The organism is Hyalangium gracile (assembly GCF_020103725.1).
Classification (GTDB): domain Bacteria; phylum Myxococcota; class Myxococcia; order Myxococcales; family Myxococcaceae; genus Hyalangium; species Hyalangium gracile.
In genome coordinates, this window is the sequence record NZ_JAHXBG010000008.1 from 457,509 (window position 1) to 475,378 (window position 17,870).

Below are 17,870 nucleotides of genomic sequence, written 5' to 3' on the forward strand. Positions count from 1 at the left end.
TCGGGAGTCCCACGCCCATGAGATTCTCACTCGTGGTTCTGCTCGCGCTCCTCCTCGGCTGCGCCGCTTCCCGAGGGGATCACCTGTACTCGAACTCCGTGGAGGAGCAGGGAGACCGTCGCGTCGGCCAGTACATCTCGTCCGACTGGTCGTTCCAGACGTCCTCGTTCTGGATCGAGGGCCCCGAGGGGCTCATCTTGATCGACACGCAGTTCCTTCCCTCCGCGCTGAGGAAGCTGATCCGTTACGGGGAGCAGCGCACCGGTAAGGCGAGCAAGCTGGCGATCGTCTTGCACCCGAACCCCGACCGCTTCAACGGAACGGCCTGGCTCCAGTCTCAAGAGGTCCCCGTCGTCACCTCCGAGCAGGTTCGCGACCTCATCGCGGACGTCCACGCGAAGTGGTCCCCTGTCTTCTTCGAGAAGTACAGCATGGGCGGCTACCCCCGGACACTCGCGCTCCCGGACAGCCTGGGCAGTAGCACCCGGGAGCTCAGCGCGGGGGGCCTCACCGTGAAGGTGCACGTGCTCGGCAGCGGGTGCAGCCCGGCCCATCTGGTCATCGAGTGGGAAGGGCACCTCTTCGTGGGCGACCTGGTCGCGAATGGCTCCCACAGCTGGTTCGAGAACGGCCGGGTCGACGAGTGGCTCCACCGCCTCGAAGAGCTGCGCGCCCTGCGGCCGAAGTGGATCCACCCGGGGCATGGACTCTCCGGTGGGCCCGAACTGCTGGACCAGCAGGCGGAGTACCTCCGCGCCGTGGTCGAGGCGGTTGCGGCGGCACGGAAGCAGGGCCTGCCCCATCGCGATGCGCTCGGACGGGCCAAGGAGGAGCTGACCCGGCGCTACCCCCATCACCTCAACCCTCTCTTCCTGCCGATGCTGCTGGGAGCGGAGTTGTCGCGCCAGGCTGCCGAATCCACCCCGTGAGCGGAAGGTGGATGGGGTCCGCGGGGGAAGGGGCTACACGGGGGGCAGGCCGAGCTGGCGCTCCGCGTCCCTCATCCGCTGCTGTCGCTCCGCCTCGTCCTCTTCCGAGCCGGCCCCGTGCCGCGGCGCGCCCACGTCCTCCGCGAGGCCGCTGCCGCGCCAGCTCTCCGCGGGCCCTCCGGAGTTCAGCGGATCCAGGGCGCTCGGCCTGGCGATGCGTCGGGGACGGCGCCCGCTCGCGGCGTAGACGTCCACGAGGGTGATTCCCAGCACCGCCACCGTGGCCGCTATCCGCCAGAGCGTGCTCCCCCGTCGACTGCCGAAGGTGGCCCCGAGCAGGGACAGGTCGATCGAGTCACCCGCCACGCGTCCCCACAGCCAGGGGCGCTGCTCCTTCTGCGAGAGGAGGCCCATGCCCGTGAAGAGCTCCCGCGCTCCCAGCACTCGGACCAGCCGGGCGGCACCTGGCGCGCCAAGACGCCGGCAGAGCCCCTCCGCGAAGGTGAGCTCGGTCAGTCCCAGCCCCACGCTCAACCATCCCAGACCCTCAGGCAATCGGTGGCCATCCATGCAGAGCACCTCCCTGCCTGGAGGGTGGGAGTGACGGGAAGGAACGCCAACCGGGAAGCTCAACCGTGCCCTCCGTCCCGTCGACAGGGGAGCGGGGGAGAAGGCGGCCTCCACCCCACGGAATATTCCGAGCCCCCGCCTGGATGGCGCTAGAACAGGGCGGCGCCATGCTCGACTTCCTGCTCCGCCTCTCCGCGATCCGCCCTCCCGTCCGGCTGGAACGCATCCACCGGGAGAACCTCTCCGAGGCGGACCTGCGCGCGCTGCACGCCGTCTCCAACCGGCTGATGGCCGAGGACCTGGAGCACTTCCGCGTCCACGCCCAGGCCAACGACGTCGTCCACGTGTTCCGCCGCCGGGACACGGGCGACATCGTCGGCTTCCAGTTCTGGAGGACCGCGCCCCTGAGCCTGCCCCGAAGCCGCGTCATCCTCGGCGGCAAGCTGCGCATCCTCCCCGAGTACCGCCGCCACGGCCTGCACCTGCTCTCGGGCCTGGACTTCTTCCTCACGAACAAGCTGCGCCACCCGTGGACCCGCCACTACCGGCTCTCGATCGCCAGCGTGTTCGGCTTCGTGTCCATCACCGAGGCGCTCGCGCACTACCAGCCGTTCGATCCGAAGGCCTCCGACGCGGAGAGCGTGGCGGTGCGCGAGGCGTTCCAGGCCCTGGCCCAGGAGAGCCACTTCCGCGTCGATCCGGAGACGGGCCTGTTCTTCGTGGACATCTACATGACGCCCGAGACGCTGAGCCGCTACCCGCGCACCTTCTTCCAGCGGCCCGCGGCCCGGCGCTACGCCGAGCTCAACCCGGAGTTTCGCACCAACGGCAGCTACGTGGGCTTCTGGTTCCGCTTCACCCCCGCCAACCTGCTCTCGGTGACGCGGACCATCGCCCGGAAGCTCCGGCGTCCTGTCGCCTCGGGCTGAGCCAGGGCTCACGCCGTGCCGCGAGAGCGCAGCACGTCGCGCAGCACCTCGTGGCCCTTGCGCAGCATCTGCTCGGTGGTGGCCCAGTCCACGCACGCGTCCGTCACCGAGCAGCCGTAGCGCAGCTGCGAGAGGTCCGCCGGGATGGGCTGATTGCCCGCCTCGATGAAGCTCTCCACCATCAGGCCCACCACGGAGCGGTTGCCCTCGCGGATCTGATGGATGACGTCGCGCATCACCAGCGGCTGCAGCTCGGGCTTCTTCCACGAGTTCGAGTGCGAGCAGTCCACCACGATGTTGCGCGGCAGCTTCGCCTTGGTGAGCGCCTGCTCCGCGAGCGCGATCGACACCGTGTCGTAGTTGGGCCGCCCGCCGCCGCCGCGCAGCACCAGGTGGCCGTAGGCGTTGCCGCCCGTGCGGATGATCGCCGACGCGCCGCTGTCGCTCAGCCCCAGGAAGCTGTGCGGACGCGAGGCGGAGAGGATGCCGTTGACCGCCGCCTCCAGCGAGCCGTCCGTCCCGTTCTTGAAGCCCACCGGCGTCGACAGCCCCGAGGCCATCTCTCGGTGCGTCTGGCTCTCCGCGGTGCGCGCGCCGATCGCCGTCCAGGACACCAGATCGCCGTAGTACTGCGGCGCGATCGGATCCAGCGCCTCGGTCGCCGCCGGCAGGCCCAGCTCGGCCACGTCCCGCAGGAAGCGACGGCCCCGCTCCATGCCCTCCTCGATGTGGAAGGAGTCATCCATCCGCGGATCGTTGATGAAGCCCTTCCACCCGGTGGAGGTGCGCGGCTTCTCGAAGTACACCCGCATGATGATGTGGAAGGTGTCGCGGACGTCGTCGGCCAGCTTGCGCAGCCGTCGCGCGTAGTCCAGGCCCGCCTTCGGATCGTGGATGGAGCACGGGCCCACGATGACGAACATGCGCGGGTCCTTGCGGTCCAGGATGTCCATCAGGGCACGGCGCCCGGCGAGCACGGCCTCGGCCGCCTGCCCGGTCATCGGCACCCTCGCCTTGATCTCCACCGGCGAGGGCATGTGGTCGACGCCAACGACATTCAGGTTTTCAGTGCGAGCGGTCATGGAGCGGTGCCTCATTCTATAAGCCCACTCTCCGGATGCGGGCTTCTCGATGAGGGGCAGGCTGCAGGCGACCGCCGAGGGCGCTCCGAGGCGGGCAGGCAGGCGGGGGCAAAGCGCCTCTGCGGTGGGTGTAGGAGGGTAGGCGTAAATCGCCAGGGTTTCGGCGTGATGATCCGCTCGAGCTAGAAAGCAGGGGCACCACACACAAAACAGAGATGGAGGTTTTGCTCCGCTTTCCGCTTTTCAGTAGAGTTGGATATATCGAGGATCACTATGCCAAACCGCAGGGAAGACACTCAGACGCTCTCCAGTGAGTTGTTCTGCATGCGGGGCATCGGCATCCTGCTGGTGGTGCTGGTGCACGTACTCGGAGTGGACGCCGTCCACGGGGTGCGGAAGCTCTTCCCTCCGAACCGGGCCGACCTCCGAGTGCTGGTGGACATCATCCACAGCTTCAACATGGCCGTGATGTTGATGGGCTCGGGCGTGGCGGTGGCGGCCTTCGGGAAGGAGGACCCGTCGCTGGTGGACTTCCTGCGCAAGAAGCTGAACAAGCTCTTCGTGCCGATGCTCGTCTGGGCGCCCGTGCTCTTCCTGATGCAGGAGCTGTCGTGGGGCCTGCCGCATGGCAAGGAGGCGTGGCTCAAGCTCTTCCTGCAGATGCCCACCACGTGGTTCCCGCCGTACTCCATCTTCTGGTTCGTGCACGCGCTGGTGGGCTGCACCCTGGTGGCCTGGGTGTTCCGCCGGTTCGCCGCGCCCGTGTTCGGCCGGTGGACGTGGGCGGCCTACTTCGGGCTCACGCTGGTGATGCACCTGGCGGCAAGCCCCTGGACGTCGCTCCACACCGGCGTGCTCAACGAGTACGTCGAGCTGATCCTCTACTGGAACCGCTTCTTCGCCCTGGGCATCCTCGTCTACCCGTGGCTGGCCCCCGTGCGCCAGTGGCTCTCGCGCTCCGCGGTCTCCGTCCAGGCGCTGGTGCCGGCCACCTTCCTGGGGCTCATCATCCTCGTGTATGCGCTGCTGCCGCTCGAGCAGTACTCGGTGGTCAACGCCATCAACGGGACGCTGGGCTTCTGCATGCTGTTCTCGCTGACCGTCTTCCTGCGCGGCCGCAGCCTGCACTGGGGCTCGGTGTGGCGGTTCGCCTGGAGCCGGCTGTCGTTCACCGGCTCCATCAGCATGATCCTCTACCTGTTCCACCTCTACTTCGTGTCGGGGATGCGCATCGGGCTGGAGCGCCTGCACCCGGAGACGGCGGTGGGGGTGCACGTGGTGCTCGGCACCCTGGCGGGGTGCGTGGGCCCCTGGCTCATCTACATGCTCTTCAAGGGCCAGGGCTGGTTCCACTGGAGCATCGGTAGCTCCCGGCCTGTCCCGCGCCCCGTGCCCGCGGAGCAGCCTCGCGAGGGGCTGGCTCCGACACCGTGACGGCCGTGGGGTGAGGCGCCCGCCGCCCGCCGCCGGCAAGGCCCGGCGCTCCCATTGCTCGGAGCGCCGGGAGGTTGCGCGAGCGGCTCAGTGGTTGTCGTCGCAGAGGTTGCGATCGCCCAGCGGGTTGATGTGGCCCTCGGCGTTGCCGTTGAGGGACTTCGCGTAGATGCCACCGTCCCAGCTGCCGTCGTTGAAGGTGATGTCCGCCGAGGGCGCCAGCACCGTGCCCCAGAAGCCGAAGCCGTGGGCGTTGATGCGGGTGGCCTCGAAGAAGTTGAAGAGCACGCCGTGCTGGTCGATGCCGCCGCTGAAGTGGATGCCGAAGCCGTTGAAGTGGGCCGAGGCCCCGCGGATGTTGACCACCACCAGCGAGCCGGCCGGCGCCTCGATGGAGAACAGCTTGGCCCCGTTGAAGGCGCTGGCGTCCACGTCGAAGACGTTCACGTGGGTGCTCGTGCCGCTCAGCAGGATGCCACCCCACGGCGTGCGGACCGTGGAGCCGTTGATGGGCATGGCGGCCAGCTGCAGGGACAGGGCGTTCAGCTCGGCGAACCGGGCGGCGAAGTCGATGGGTGTGCCCTTGCGCACCGTGCCCCGCGGGTAGATGACCGTGGAGTCCGCCTTGTAGTTGCCCCCGTACCACGCGTCACCCCAGACGGCGCCGTGCTTGAGCGTGAGGTTGCCGCCCACCACCAGCGTGTTGGCGATGTCGGTCTGCGCCAGGCCCGAGCCCACCGCGAAGTGGGTGAAGGAGACGTTGCCGCCCACCGCCACCTTGCCCACCACGTCATGGCCGCCGTGGTAGTCCTCGCGCAGGAAGAGGTTGTAGTCGCCCAGGCTCAGGTTGATGCAGCCCTCGGAGGAGCAGGGGCCCACCGTGAGCTGGCGCACCGCGGTGCTCTGGTGCCCGGCGTTGTCCGTCACGCGGTAGGTGACGGTGTACTGGCCGGCCTGGGACTGGTCGAGGTTGCTGGTGGTGACGATGCTCGCGCTCAGGTCCCCGGAGCACTGGTCGGAGGCGGTGGCGCCCGGATCCACGTAGGGCGCGCCGTTGCACTCGAGGTAGGACGGGCCGGGGCGCACCTGGAGCTGAGGCGCCAGCGTGTCCTCGACCGTCACCGTGCGCGACACGGGCAGCGACACGTTGCCGGAGGCGTCCGTCGCCGTGTAGCTCAGCGCGTAGGCGGCCGGGAAGCTCATGTCCACCGAGCCCGTCCGGTTCGCCGGCAGCGCGCCCTGGCAGATGTCCGTCGCGGTGGCGCCCGGATCGGCGTAGTGGCCGCTGGCCACGCACTCCACGTATTCGGAGTCCGGGCCATTGAGCGTCACCGTGGGCGCCACGTGGTCGACCACCGTCACCGTGCCGACGCAGGAGGAGGAGTGGCCCGCCGCGTCCGTGCAGGTGAGCGTCACCTGAGTGTTGCCGGCGCCATACGGGCCGGGCTCGCTCTGCGTGCAGCCCACCAGATCGTTGTCCGGATCATACGAGCCGTTGTCGATGTTCGCGTACTCGCTGCAGCTGTACTCGGCCACCACCGTCACGTCCCTGCACAGCGCGACGGGCGCCTGGGCGGGAGTCTCCGGCAGCTCGGTGAGCTTGCAGAACGAGGAGCAGGTGCCGATCTCGCCGGAGCCCTGCGTCGAGCGGCCGTTGTGGATGCCGTTGTCGCACTCCTCGCCGAACTCCGGGTTCACCTGGCCGTCGCCGCACCAGTTGAGGTGGCACGAGTACGAGCACGTCTCATGCGGAGCCTGGTTCGCCACCGCGGGCTGGCCGTTGAGCAGGTCCCCCAGGTCGCACTCGCGGGTGGCCGAGCAGGCGGCGAGGCCACAGCCGGCGGCCACGGGCATGGCGCCGCGCACCAGGACGTAGGGCGTGCCCAGGTACTGCGTCTCGGTCTCCGGGTTCACCAGGTAGTCCGTGTAGCGACGCTGGCCGGGGATGGGCCAGCCAGAGGCGCTCATCGCCACCGCCGCGAAGGAGAAGGTGCGCTCCGGGTAGCGGGTGAACACCGAGCGCGCCGCGCACCCGCTGCCGATGAGCTCCGTGTCGGTGGTGGACTCCGAGAGCCGGTCCCCGTTCATCTTCAGCAGGTGCGCGCGGTCGGCGCAGTCCGGCACGCCCTGCACCTGGAAGCCGCCGAACGGCTCCAGCAGCGTCACGGCGGTGGGGTTGCGGGTGTTCTGATACGCGCAGCCCAGCGAGATGTACATGCCGGTGCGCTTCTGCTCGGAGTTGAGGACGAACTTGATGCTGTTCTCCACCAGCTCCGGCGTGTGATTGGTGGTCGGGTCCGTGCTGACGATGACCACGTCACCGTCGACGATGGCGCCCCAGGTGTCACGCGTCTGCACCGCCGCCTCGAACGCGGCCGGGCCGCTGTGGCACCCCGCATCACCGATGATGAGCGCGCGGTAGGCCATGAACTGCTCGGCCGTCATCGCCCGCCACTGCACGGGCGTCACCACGTCGATCTGCGCGGTCGGCGCCGCGGCGGCCACCGCCAGCGCCTCGCGGCTGGAGAGCCCGCCGCTCACGCTGCTGCCGAGGATCAGCACCTTGTTGGTGCTGTTGACCCCCTGGCGCCTGGCGTTCACGTTCGGCTGAGCCGCTGTCTCGCCCGGCGTCACACCGCATGCCGCGGCGGCCAGGGCAACGACACACAGCAAGGCTCTCCCCAAAGACTTGATCTTCATCTGGCATCCCCCACGATGCGCTGGACCTCGAAGGTCCGTTTTGAGACCAACCCCCGCCCTGGAACTCCGAGCGGATCCCCGACAGCCAGAAATCTCTTTCAGCCAGGGATGTGGGGAACCTTGAGTCGGGCGCGCAGTACGGCAACCGGGCACCGACAACGTGTGTTGAAAGGTTGAAGGCCTTCCTGTTTTTACGTGATTCTCTGTTTGGGCTCGATCAATCGACCTGCTTCGAGGCCGAGTCCGGAGCGACCTTGATCCACAGTTCGACATCCGTGCTGCACACTCGACGACTTTGCGTGTCTGCGGCGCGCTGGAGCCACGCGCTCTGCGTCGCCGTTCTGCTGATCGGCTGCAAGTCCAACCCGCCGTCCGCTACCGCACAGGATGCGGGAGTGGCCGCCGCGCCTGCTCGCTCGCCTGCTCAGGTGCAGGGGCCGTCGCTGTCGTATCTGAAGAGCGTGGACAAGGGGCGCTGCGAGTGGGTGCGGCACCCGCTGCGCGGCGGAGCGCCCATCGTGCTGTTCCGCTTCGACGAGGACTGCTCCCGCGCCACGGTGACCTGGAGCCCGAGCGGGAAGGAGGGCCTGGTGTTCATGTCGGGCTCCCGCCGGGCCTCGCGGGTGGACCTCGTCCAGGGAACGGGCGAGCCGCTGGACTTGAAGGGGCTGCCCCAGGCCGAGGGGAAGGATGCGCACGACCTCCGGGATCTCGAGGAGCTGGGCCTGGATGGGGAGGGGCGGCCCGTGGCCATCATCGGCGGCCCCTACTTCCCGAAGCCCGCGAATGACGCGGAGGGGCGGGAGGTCATCTCCTTCGAGGGCGAGCGCTACCCGCTGCCGGCGGACGAGGGCATGGCGGGGCTCGCCCAGGCCTACCGGTTCGAGGCCGGGGGCTGGAAGCTGATCGAGCGGAAGGCGAGCACCTTCGAGACGGACATCGCCGCGGGCACCGGCATCCTCGAAGCGAAGAAGGCGATGCGGCCCATCGCCCGGGCCGGCGCCCTCGCGCCTCCGCCGGGCGAGGAGGCCCCGGTGGGGGATGTGGCGAAGCTGAAGTCCCTCTTCCCGGGGCGCAGCGACGGAGCGGAGTGGAGGGCCCTCGCCACGCCGGGCGGGACGCTCTACTACCTGTCCCACTGGGAGGGAGAGGGCTCGGTCTACGCCTCCGCGCCGATGCGCTGGGCGCAGCAGGGCCAGTGGGTGGAGCTGAAGGGGTTGATGGCGGATGAGGGCACCGCGCTCGGGCTGGTCCTCGAGAAGGACCTGCTGCTCGTCTTCGAGAACGGCGCTCCGGGCTTCGCCCAGGTGTGGGACACCCGGACGAAGCAGCTCCTGCTGGGCGTCGAGGGCGCGCTCGCCCCGTTCTTCTGGCCCGAGCCCGTGAAGCCCTGACCCCCCCAGGTCGGCCGGACTTGCCGCGAACTGGTATGACAAGCATACCAGTCGGCGGCGCGCTCGCCCGACACGGGCACCTCCCCGGGGGGCGGAGCGGGGCGGCCCAGGCCCTGGCTCAGCTCTCGCGGTTGGAGGCCAGCTTGATGACGTTGACCATCAGGTCCTTCACCCGGCGCGGCTTGTTGCCACCGTTGTCACGGAGGATCTTGTCGATGTCGTCCGTGGGCGCGTGGTACTCGGGGATGAGGTCGCCGCCGCCCTTGGGGTTGGAGAGGCCCTCGAAGAGGAAGAGCACGTCCTCGCCCTTGCGCGTGAAGACGGCGCCGTCCTGCCGGTCGCGGTACTGGTTGATGTCCTGGTTGAGCCGGTCGAACGGGTCGGCCATCTGCTGGTTGGCCTGGCCGACGATCTCCCGGAAGTAGTTGGCCTGGCCTCGGGAGTTGGTGTCGACGACGGAGAGCCGCTGGTCATCCCACCGGCCGACCATGTCCGTGTTGATGACGCCGGAGATCTCCTTCAGCCCCAGGCCGGGGATGGGGTGGTCCACGAAGTACTGCGAGCCGACCAGGCCCTTCTCCTCGGCCCCCGTCCACAGGAACAGCACCGAGCGATCCAGCTCGCCGCGCTTCTGGGCCTCGACGAGCTCCGGGATGGCGGCCATCAGCACGCCGCTGCCGGAGGCGTTGTCGTCGGCCCCGTTGTTGACGGCGCCGTTGCGGCCCACGCCCACGTGGTCCAGGTGGGCCATCACGACGATGACCTCGTCCTTGTGGGGGCCGGTGCCCGGCAGCAGGGCCATGGTGTTCTGCGCCAGGCCATCGGCGCGGGCCACCTCCCGGAGCTGATCCACGCTCATGGGGCCCGAGCGCGGCGCCAGCGGCCGGCCGGCGGCCTGCATCGTCTCCTCGTAGCGGCGGGTGAGCACCTCGCGGGTCTCCGCGGGCATGCTCGGGTCGAGGTAGAAGCCCTCGTCGAACAGCTGGTGGCCGAACTCCTTGTGCGGCGCGTGCTCGTGCGCGGCGCCGTGGACGCCCTCGCGAGGCCCGCCCACGAAGGAGAACACCGGGAACTTCTGCTGGAAGGGGTCGGTCGGGTTCTGGGTGTTGGGCCCGACGAGGCCGTACTTTTTAGCGAAGTCCGCCACGTAGGCGGAGGCGGCGCTCAGGCCCTCGGAGGGGCTGTCGCGGCCCTTGAGCTCGTCCGAGGCCAGGTAGGCGATGTGCTTCATCGGATCCGAGTCATCCCCGGTGGAGGGCGTCGGCTGCTCCTGGCGAGGGGTGACGGTGAGGCCCCAGCCGCGCAGCGTGCCCGTGTCCTGGGTGGCCGTGTCCTGCACGGAGAGCGTCCAGGTGCCGGCGGCCTTCTCGCCCGCGAAGGCGGACAGATCGAAGCTGCCCTTGAGGTCATCCGCGCCGCCGCCCTGCTTGTTGGAGACGACGGCGTTCTTGCCGGAGGGGCTGGTCAGCGAGACGACGAGATCGCCCCGGTACGTGTGGGCGAGGTCCAGGTCCAGCTTGAGCGAGTCCACGGTGGCGTCGCCCGTGAGGACCAGGGAGGAGGTGACGGTCTTGTTGTCCTCGATGGGCGTGTTCGGCGTGACGCTCTGGGACAGGGGGCCACCGGCCCGAGGGCTCACGGCGAGGGGGCTCGAGGGGAGGGGAGCTCCGCCGAGCGCCACCTGCGCCCGCGAAGTCTGCGCGGAGGCCGGGGCTCCTTCGAAGCCGTCGCGAGTCCTCGCGGAGGCCGCCGGAGCCGGTGCCGTGGGCCTGGCCGCCGCACCCGTCGCGGTGTTCCGCTGGGCCGGGACGGACTCGCGCTGCGCGCCAACCCCCTGAAATCTCTCGCTGATTCTCGTGGACATGGTGCGCTCTCCCGGTGTGTGACGGTGTATGCTGGAGTTATCGCAAGTGGGCACATGTAGGTTGCGTGCCGCAGCGTCTTTTTTCGGGGAGGGCGTTCGTGCCGCGAAGTGCGGCGGTGCATCCCGGACCGAGGCTCGCAGCGTACCTCCGGTGCGGTCGGAGCAGCCAACCTGTCAGGGAATTGACCCATGGGCGGTGCTGGGTGACTTTGAGGCTCCTGTGACGACTCCGGAGAGCGGTACCGCCACGAAGCCCCAGCGCCATGCGGGCATGGTGCGCTGGTTCCACCCCGCGCAGCTCATCCGCACCAGCCTGGACGCCATCGTCTCGGCGGTGTTCGGCGTGCGCGCGGACCAGCGGCTCATCGAGTCGGTGGTGCGCCCCCAGGAGCCCTACTTCGACTACTCGCAGGTGGAGGACGCGGAGGGCCGCTTCTGGCTGGACTACGTGGCGGACACCGGCGACGGGTGGGACCCCACCTACTGCATCGCCCGGCTGCTGGCGCTGCCGACGCTCGAGGTGGGCACCGAGGGCGGGGCGCGACACGTCACCCCACGAGGACGGGTGCTCGTCTTCGGTGGAGACGAGGTGTACCCGGGCGCCAGCCGGGAGATGTACGAGGAGCGGCTCATCCAGCCGTACGAGGCGGCCATGCGCCGCTCGCACCCGCCCAGTCCGGACCTGTTCGTCATCCCGGGCAACCATGACTGGTACGACGGGCTGGCGTCCTTCATACGCCTGTTCTGCGCGCACCGCTGGGTGGCGGGCCGGCGCACGCGGCAGAGCCGCAGCTACTTCGCGCTGAAGCTGCCGCAGAACTGGTGGCTGCTGGGCACGGACGTGCAGCTGTACAGCGACATCGACGTGCCGCAGGTGGAGTACTTCCGCGCGGTGGCGGCGCTGATGGGGCCGAAGGACCGCGTCATCCTCTGCAACGCGGAGCCCGCGTGGATCCGCGCCACCGCCGCCAAGCGGCGCCGGGGCTACCTGGAGAGCAACCTGGACTACCTGCAGGAGAAGGTGCTGGGCAAGCGCATCAGCGTCTTCATCGCGGGAGATCTCCACCACTACCGGCGGCACGAGGATGCCGAGGGACGGCAGAAGATCATCGCCGGAGGGGGCGGCGCCTTCCTGCACCCCACCCACGCGCCCGCGGCGAAGGAGCTGCTGGACGGCTACGTGCTGAAGAAGACGTTCCCGGACGAGAAGACCTCCCGGCGCATCACCTGGAAGAACCTGTGGATCCTGCGCTACAGCCCGCTGTTCGGGCTGATGACGGGGACGCTCTACCTGCTGCTGGCGCTGGCGGCCTACGCGGAGGTGGGCCACCTGGGGCTGTCGCGCATCCTCGATGTGGTGTCCGCGGTGGGCCACGCCATGGTCCTGCGGCCGCTGACCCTGGTGCTGGGGGTGGCCACCCTGGGAGGGCTCGCGGGCGCCGCGGATGTGGCCTTCGGGAGGTGGCGGCTGCTGGCGGGCGCGCTCCACGGGCTGGGGCACATCCTGGGGGCGTTCTTCTGCGCCTGGGGCGCCACCTACTTCACCGTCAGCGTGCTGGGCGTCTGTCCGGAGCTGGCGGCGGATGGCCTGCACTGCACGGGGGGCTGGCTGCACCTGGCCGGCAAGTTCCTGCTGAGCGCGGGGCTGACGTTCGTCGGGGGCTACCTCGTCGGGCCCCTGGTGGTGGGCCTCTACATGATCGTGAGCGTCAACGGCTTCCTGGCCCACTCGAACGAGGCCTTCGGCGGCCTGGCCTCACCGGACTGGAAGAACTTCCTGCGCCTGCGCATCGATCCGGACGGCAGCCTCACCATCTTCCCCATCGGCGTCGAGCGCGTGCCCCGCAAGTGGAAGCAGACGCAGGCCGGGCCCTACGCGCCCGCGTACGAGCCCGACGATCCGAAGGCCACCGAGCCCGTGCTCATCGAGGAGCCCCTGCGCATCACCTGAGCCCGAGCCGGGGCGGGGCGCTCACTTCCCCGCCTTCCGATCGCGGAGCAGTCCCTCCTGCGTCACGGAGGCCACCAGCCGGCCGTCGCGGCTGAAGATGCGGCCATTGGCCAGCCCGCGCGCGTTGCCCGACCAGGGGCTCTCCATGGAGTACAGCAGCCAGTCGTTCATCCGCAGATCGCCATGGAACCAGAGGGCGTGGTCCAGGCTGGCGATCTGCATGTGGGGCTGCAGGACGCTCTGGGCGTGAGGCAGCATGGCGGTGGTGAGGAGGTTGAAGTCGGAGGCATAGGCCAGCAGGTAGCGGTGGACCTGCGGATCCTCCGGCAGCTCGCCGTTGGCGCGGAACCAGAGGGCCTTGGTGGGCTCGGCCTGCTGGGGGGCAAACGGGTCCTGGTACGTCACCGGGCGCATCTCGATGGGCTTCTCGCCCAGGAACTTCTCGCGCACCCGCTCCGGGAGCATGTGGGCCTGGCGGCTCAGCAGCTCGATGTCTGACGGGAGCCCCTCGGGGCCTGCGACCTGGGGCATGGAGGCCTGATGGGTGGGGCCCGGCTCCTCGCCGTGGAAGGACGCCATCATGGTGAAGATGGGCTGGCCCTTCTGGATGGCCACCACGCGCCGGGTGGTGAAGCTGCCGCCGTCGCGCACCCGGTCCACGGTGTAGACGACGGGCAGGGTGGCGTCTCCGGGGCGCAGGAAGTAGCCGTGCAGCGAGTGCACGCGGCGCTCGGGCTCCACCGTCTTGCTGGCGGCCGACAGCGCCTGGCCCAGCACCTGGCCGCCGAACAGCTGCCGGTAGCCCAGGTCCTGGCTGCGGCCGCGAAAGAGGTTCTCCTCGATGGGCTCCAGCTCGAGGAGCGACAGCAGATCATTCAGCACACGGCTCATTTCCAGCTCCACCTTCAGCCCAGCACGAGCGGCAGTGCCTTATAGCCGAGGCTGACCGGGGCGAACGGCTGTCGCACCGCGGGCCCTGCCCCGCGGCCGAGCGTCGCGTACCGGTCGAGCATGGCGCTCAGGGTGACGCGCGCCTCGAGCCGGGCCCGCGGAGCCCCCAGGCAGTACCCCAGGGGTCCAATCGCCCCCCCCGGTGCGGTCACCGAGCCCGCGCGTAGGCCGAGCGCCGCGCTAGGTGCCGGCATCTCCCGGCGCAACGCCACCATCCATGTCGGTGGGGGCGTCGCCGATCATCACCTCGGTCTGGCCCTCCTCGCCCGCGGCGTTGTCGCCGGGGCCCACCTCGCCGCCGGCGCTCACCACGCCGCCGGTGACGGGAGCGCCGCCCTCCTCGGGGATGAACTCCAGCATCTCCACGAAGGCCTGGCCGGGCAGGCGGAAGTCCATGCCCGTCACGCGCTCGCGGCCCTGCAGCTCGAAGAGCTGCTGCGCCACCGGGCCCGCCTGGATGCGCTCGTTGGAGAAGATGACGTAGACCTTCACCGGCCCTTCCTGGACGGGGACGCGGAAGCTGGCGTTGGCGATGGGGCGGCCCGCATCGCATTTGATGGAGCGGTTCTCCCGCGTCATCGTGAGCTGCCGGACGATGCCCTTCTGGGACACCGTGTAGAGCAGACAGTAGGGCAGCTGCCCGTCGCTGGGGACGACCTCCATCATGGAGCCGCCCACCTTGCGGATCTGCGCGCGCGCCTGCGCTCCGTCGTTGCCCTTGCTACAGCCAGCTCCCAGCGCCAACACTGCCACGGCCCATGACCACCGCGTCATGTGTTCCTCCCTCCGGCGTGGAACTACTCACTGTTGGGTGCAGCCTAGCCTGGACGTTACCTCTCAGGGAGGTGTGTTCGTCTGCTGGTAGACGGCGGGCCGCTCAGGGACGTTGATAGACGACGATTTGCGGCGTCTCGTCCAGGTAGAGCCCCGTGACGGGCGTCCGAGTGCCGAAGGCCTGCCAGATGTTGAACTCGTGCTCGCGGAACTCCTGGTGGTACTGGTAGGCGACGATGTCCGCGTCGAAGGGGCTCCAGACCGGCTGCAGGTCCGGCCGCAGCATCCCGTTCTGCTGGTAGTGCTGGAACGAGTAGCCCGTCACCTCGTGCAGGTAGACACGGGCGCCGGGGCGGGCGTGCTCGTTGATCCAGGGCAGCACGCCCGTGACGTGGCTGGACCAGAACTGGCGCTGCATGCCGAGCGAGGCCGCCCCGGGCACGCCTCCCGCCAGCTCCGAGTAGAAGGCGGTGCCGTAGGGGAACACGCGCACCAGCCCGATGAGCGCCGGAGCCATGAGCAGGGCGAACACCGGCACCGCGACGGCCGCGAAGGGCAGGGAGGGGCGGCGGGCTCGCAGGCGCTCCACCAGGGCCGAGCAGCCGCCCACCACCACGACTCCGGCGAGCAGGCCCAGGAAGGGCATCGACGGAATCCAGTGCTTCACCCCGCCGAAGTGCGGCACCTGTGGGTGGCTGATGATGAGGATGGAGAACACCGCGTTGACGGCCACCAGCGTCTCGGTGGCGGAGGGGCGCTTCACCAGCTCTCTCGTGCGTTCCGACAGGCTCAGCAGCCCGCGCCCCACCACCGTGAGCCAGCCCAGCACCATGGGCACGAAGAGGCTGGTGGGCACGGTGAGGGCCGTCTTCACCACCACATAGGCCAGGGGGAACGGCGGGGCGCGCATGAGGTCGCCCAGGTAGAACCAGGCGTAGTGCTCGTGCGTGGCGTGGAAGTTCAGGTACCACGCCACCCGATCCACCGGGTGGTGCCAGAGGTAGGGCCAGTGCAGGTAGAAGAGGACGGGCCCGAGGATGGCCATGGTGGCGATGGGCAGCAGCGCTCGCGCGGTGGGCTCGCTCACGCGGTGCAACTCGTCCAGCATCCAGAAGGCGCCCACGGCCAGCCCCACGAAGAGCAGCATGTGGGGGCTCAGGGGGAGGAAGCGCTTCTGGAAGGCCACCGGGCCCAGCGCGACGAAGAGCAGCAGGTAGAGCACCGCCACCGCGGCGAAGAGGCCCACGAAGCGCCAGGCCCACTCGCGGGCCACCGGGGAGCGCTGGCTCTCGCGCCACGCGCGCCACAGGGCGAACGGGACGAGCAGGAAGGGCAGGAAGAGGGCGTTGTGCTTGGTGGCGATGGCCAGCCCGAACGCCACGCCGCACCACACGCCCCAGCGCCGGTCCTCCATGGCTCGCCAGAAGGTGTAGATGACGAGCATCCACATGGCGGCCACCGGCATGTCGAAGGCGGCCAGCTCGGCGTTGAAGTAGTGGCGCGGTACGAGCAGGAAGGACAGGGCGGCGAAGAGCGCGGCGGCCCGCCCGTAGATGGCGCTGCCCAGCAGGAAGGTGAGCGCCGGCACCAGCGCCGCCATGGCGAAGGCGGGCAGCCGGAGCGCCGTCGCGGGCCGCAGCCACCCCAGGGTCTGGTGGAACAGCAGGTGCGACAGCCCGTAGAGCTCCTTCATCAGCACCGGGTGCTCGTGGTTGACGTCCCACGCTCGGACGATGGCTCCGTCCGTCAGCGCCATCGAGGGCGAGTGGAACAGCAGCCGGAACCAGCCCGCGTAGCTCTGCGAGGCGGCGAAGTAGATGCCCTCGTCTCGCACGAAGCCCACGGCCGGCTCGGTGAGGAAGAGGGCCGTGAAGGCCACTGCCCACAGGACCCAGGCGATGCGCCGCTCGTCCCGGGTGGGAGCCCGCCCCGTCTTCATGGGCTCCCCCCTGCGGAGCCCAGCGCGAACACATCCAGGCACAGCTGGCGTGCCTCGGCGTTGTCCGCCTGCGACCAGACCTTCACCGTGCGAGGCTCACCCGGAGGCAGCTCGCGCTCCGCCTCGTACACGCCTGGAACGCCCTGCCGCACCACGACGTCCACCAGCCGCTCGCCGCTGCGCGCATCGTCCACGCCCATATGGATGTTGCTCGCCCGGGGCCGGCCGAAGGTGTACTCGAAGATGAGTCCTCCCTCGAGGCGCAGCCCCGTGCCACCCGGGACGTTGTCGAACTCTGCCACCAGCCGGTCCTTGCCGCCGGGAGGGTGCATCCACAGGCAGTGGCGCGGCTCGTAGTGGATCTCATGCCACTCGGGCGCAACATAGAGGTGCGGCGGTCCGGGGCAGCGGTGCGCCCGCCCGTCGAAGGGGCACGGCCGCCGCGTGCCGTCCGGGGACTCCAGGTAGACGCGAGCGCTGGCGTACGCCTCGGAGGCCACGAAGCGGTGCGGCCGGTAGCGGCCATTCGTGTAGAGCGTCAGGGTGAGGTTGCCGGCCTGGAAGGGCTGCCCCACCGGAGTGCGGTACGGCCGGAAGGCCTTCAGGAAGTCGTCCTCGTCCGCGTTGGGGAGCCGGGGCTCGCCGAGCACCCAGATGCGCGGGTGCCGGGTCAGCTCGTCCCGGTCCGAGCCCAGGTAGCCGTACACCGGCACCTCGGGCGGGAGGTACAGCCGCGCGCGCTCGGTCCACCAGGGGAAGAGCAGCACCGCGTCTCCCGGCTTCAGCTCGGCCTGGAGCCGTTCGGCCACGGCGCGGTAGTCCGCCTCGGAGGCGAGCCGCCCCGGAAGCCGCGCGTAGAAGAGGAGGCACAGGAGCGCGACGAGCACCATCCCCCCGAGCTCGACCAGCGGGAGCGCGCGCAGGAGTGGCCTGTGGGCACGGGTGTCGTTCACGACGCGCGGGACCTTATCAGCCCCGGGGGCCGAGGTACCGGGTTCCGTCCCAACTGGTCTGGCTGTCGTACCAGTTCAGCCCGCGGGGGCCCGGGTACCAGGTTCCGTCCGAACTGGTATGGCTGTCATACCAGTTGGCGGACGAGGAGCCGGGAGGGGCTCCTTGTTCAGCGGAACTCGGCCATTCCGCGCTCCATGTGCACCGTTCGATTGGGATGGGGGGTGATTGCCAGCCTGGTGCTCGTGGCCTGCGCCACCGTCCATCCGCCGTCTCCCCAGCCCGCCGCAGGCGTGGGGCTGAAGTACCGGATCCGCGTCGCCTCCTAAGTAGGTAGGCAAAAGTTTCTTTACAACAAGGAACGGAGCCAGAAGTGGCGGGAGAGGACGCCCGCCTTGCGGA

Annotated in this window: 14 protein-coding genes; 5 read left to right on the forward strand and 9 right to left on the reverse strand. The window is 69.6% G+C overall.

The features are described from left to right. Positions 1 to 17: 17 nt before the first annotated feature. Positions 18 to 929: an MBL fold metallo-hydrolase gene (locus tag KY572_RS19315; protein WP_224244342.1), complete on the forward strand. Its 912-nt coding sequence runs from the start codon at positions 18 to 20 to the stop codon at positions 927 to 929. 33 nt (positions 930 to 962) lie between these two features. Here KY572_RS19315 and KY572_RS19320 read toward each other — a convergent pair whose 3' ends face one another. Beyond that, the gene (locus KY572_RS19320; protein WP_224244343.1) at positions 963 to 1,457 is read right to left on the reverse strand and encodes a hypothetical protein; all 495 of its coding nucleotides are present in this window, start codon (positions 1,455 to 1,457) and stop codon (positions 963 to 965) included. A gap of 185 nt (positions 1,458 to 1,642) precedes the next feature. On the opposite strand from KY572_RS19320, the gene KY572_RS19325 reads away from it, so the two are divergent. Continuing rightward, complete coding sequence (locus KY572_RS19325; RefSeq protein ID WP_224244344.1) at positions 1,643 to 2,428, forward strand: hypothetical protein; 786 nt, start codon at positions 1,643 to 1,645, stop codon at positions 2,426 to 2,428. 8 nt (positions 2,429 to 2,436) lie between these two features. Here KY572_RS19325 and KY572_RS19330 read toward each other — a convergent pair whose 3' ends face one another. After that, positions 2,437 to 3,510 carry a 3-deoxy-7-phosphoheptulonate synthase gene (locus KY572_RS19330; RefSeq protein WP_224244345.1) on the reverse strand — a complete coding sequence of 358 codons (1,074 nt, stop codon included), beginning with the start codon at positions 3,508 to 3,510 and terminating at the stop codon, positions 2,437 to 2,439. A gap of 324 nt (positions 3,511 to 3,834) precedes the next feature. Between KY572_RS19330 and KY572_RS19335 the strand changes: the two genes are divergently transcribed. After that, positions 3,835 to 4,944, forward strand: coding sequence for an acyltransferase family protein (locus KY572_RS19335; protein ID WP_224244346.1), 1,110 nt, complete (start codon positions 3,835 to 3,837; stop codon positions 4,942 to 4,944). Positions 4,945 to 5,031: 87 nt separating this feature from the next. Here the strand turns inward: KY572_RS19335 and KY572_RS19340 are convergent, their stop codons facing one another. After that, on the reverse strand, positions 5,032 to 7,644 hold the full coding sequence (locus tag KY572_RS19340; RefSeq protein ID WP_224244347.1) for a choice-of-anchor A family protein: 2,613 nt from the start codon (positions 7,642 to 7,644) through the stop codon (positions 5,032 to 5,034). A 299-nt stretch (positions 7,645 to 7,943) separates the two neighbouring features. Here KY572_RS19340 and KY572_RS19345 point away from each other — a divergent pair, with 299 nt between their 5' ends. Continuing rightward, on the forward strand, positions 7,944 to 9,038 hold the full coding sequence (locus KY572_RS19345) for a hypothetical protein (RefSeq protein WP_224244348.1): 1,095 nt from the start codon (positions 7,944 to 7,946) through the stop codon (positions 9,036 to 9,038). 118 nt (positions 9,039 to 9,156) lie between these two features. On the opposite strand, the gene KY572_RS19350 is transcribed toward KY572_RS19345, so the two are convergent. Further along, positions 9,157 to 10,902 (reverse strand): M28 family peptidase, encoded by a 1,746-nt coding sequence (locus tag KY572_RS19350; RefSeq protein ID WP_224244349.1) that lies wholly within the window; start codon positions 10,900 to 10,902, stop codon positions 9,157 to 9,159. 271 nt (positions 10,903 to 11,173) lie between these two features. Here KY572_RS19350 and KY572_RS19355 point away from each other — a divergent pair, with 271 nt between their 5' ends. Continuing rightward, on the forward strand, positions 11,174 to 12,853 hold the full coding sequence (locus tag KY572_RS19355; RefSeq protein WP_224244371.1) for a metallophosphoesterase: 1,680 nt from the start codon (positions 11,174 to 11,176) through the stop codon (positions 12,851 to 12,853). 21 nt (positions 12,854 to 12,874) lie between these two features. Here the strand turns inward: KY572_RS19355 and tesB are convergent, their stop codons facing one another. The 5 genes from tesB to KY572_RS19380 all read right to left on the reverse strand — a co-directional run bounded on the left by tesB (position 12,875) and on the right by KY572_RS19380 (position 17,407). Continuing rightward, positions 12,875 to 13,744 (reverse strand): acyl-CoA thioesterase II, encoded by an 870-nt coding sequence (gene tesB / locus KY572_RS19360; RefSeq protein ID WP_224244350.1) that lies wholly within the window; start codon positions 13,742 to 13,744, stop codon positions 12,875 to 12,877. 14 nt (positions 13,745 to 13,758) lie between these two features. Further along, positions 13,759 to 13,998 (reverse strand): hypothetical protein, encoded by a 240-nt coding sequence (locus KY572_RS19365; protein WP_224244351.1) that lies wholly within the window; start codon positions 13,996 to 13,998, stop codon positions 13,759 to 13,761. Then, entirely contained in the window at positions 13,985 to 14,578 is a 594-nt protein-coding gene (locus KY572_RS19370; RefSeq protein WP_224244352.1) for a hypothetical protein, read from the reverse strand. The genes KY572_RS19365 and KY572_RS19370 overlap by 14 nt, the downstream gene beginning before the upstream one ends. Before the next feature lie 103 nt (positions 14,579 to 14,681). After that, entirely contained in the window at positions 14,682 to 16,517 is a 1,836-nt protein-coding gene (locus KY572_RS19375) for an ArnT family glycosyltransferase (protein ID WP_224244353.1), read from the reverse strand. Next, on the reverse strand, positions 16,514 to 17,407 hold the full coding sequence (locus KY572_RS19380) for a hypothetical protein (protein WP_224244372.1): 894 nt from the start codon (positions 17,405 to 17,407) through the stop codon (positions 16,514 to 16,516). The genes KY572_RS19375 and KY572_RS19380 overlap by 4 nt, the downstream gene beginning before the upstream one ends. Positions 17,408 to 17,870: the final 463 nt, after the last annotated feature.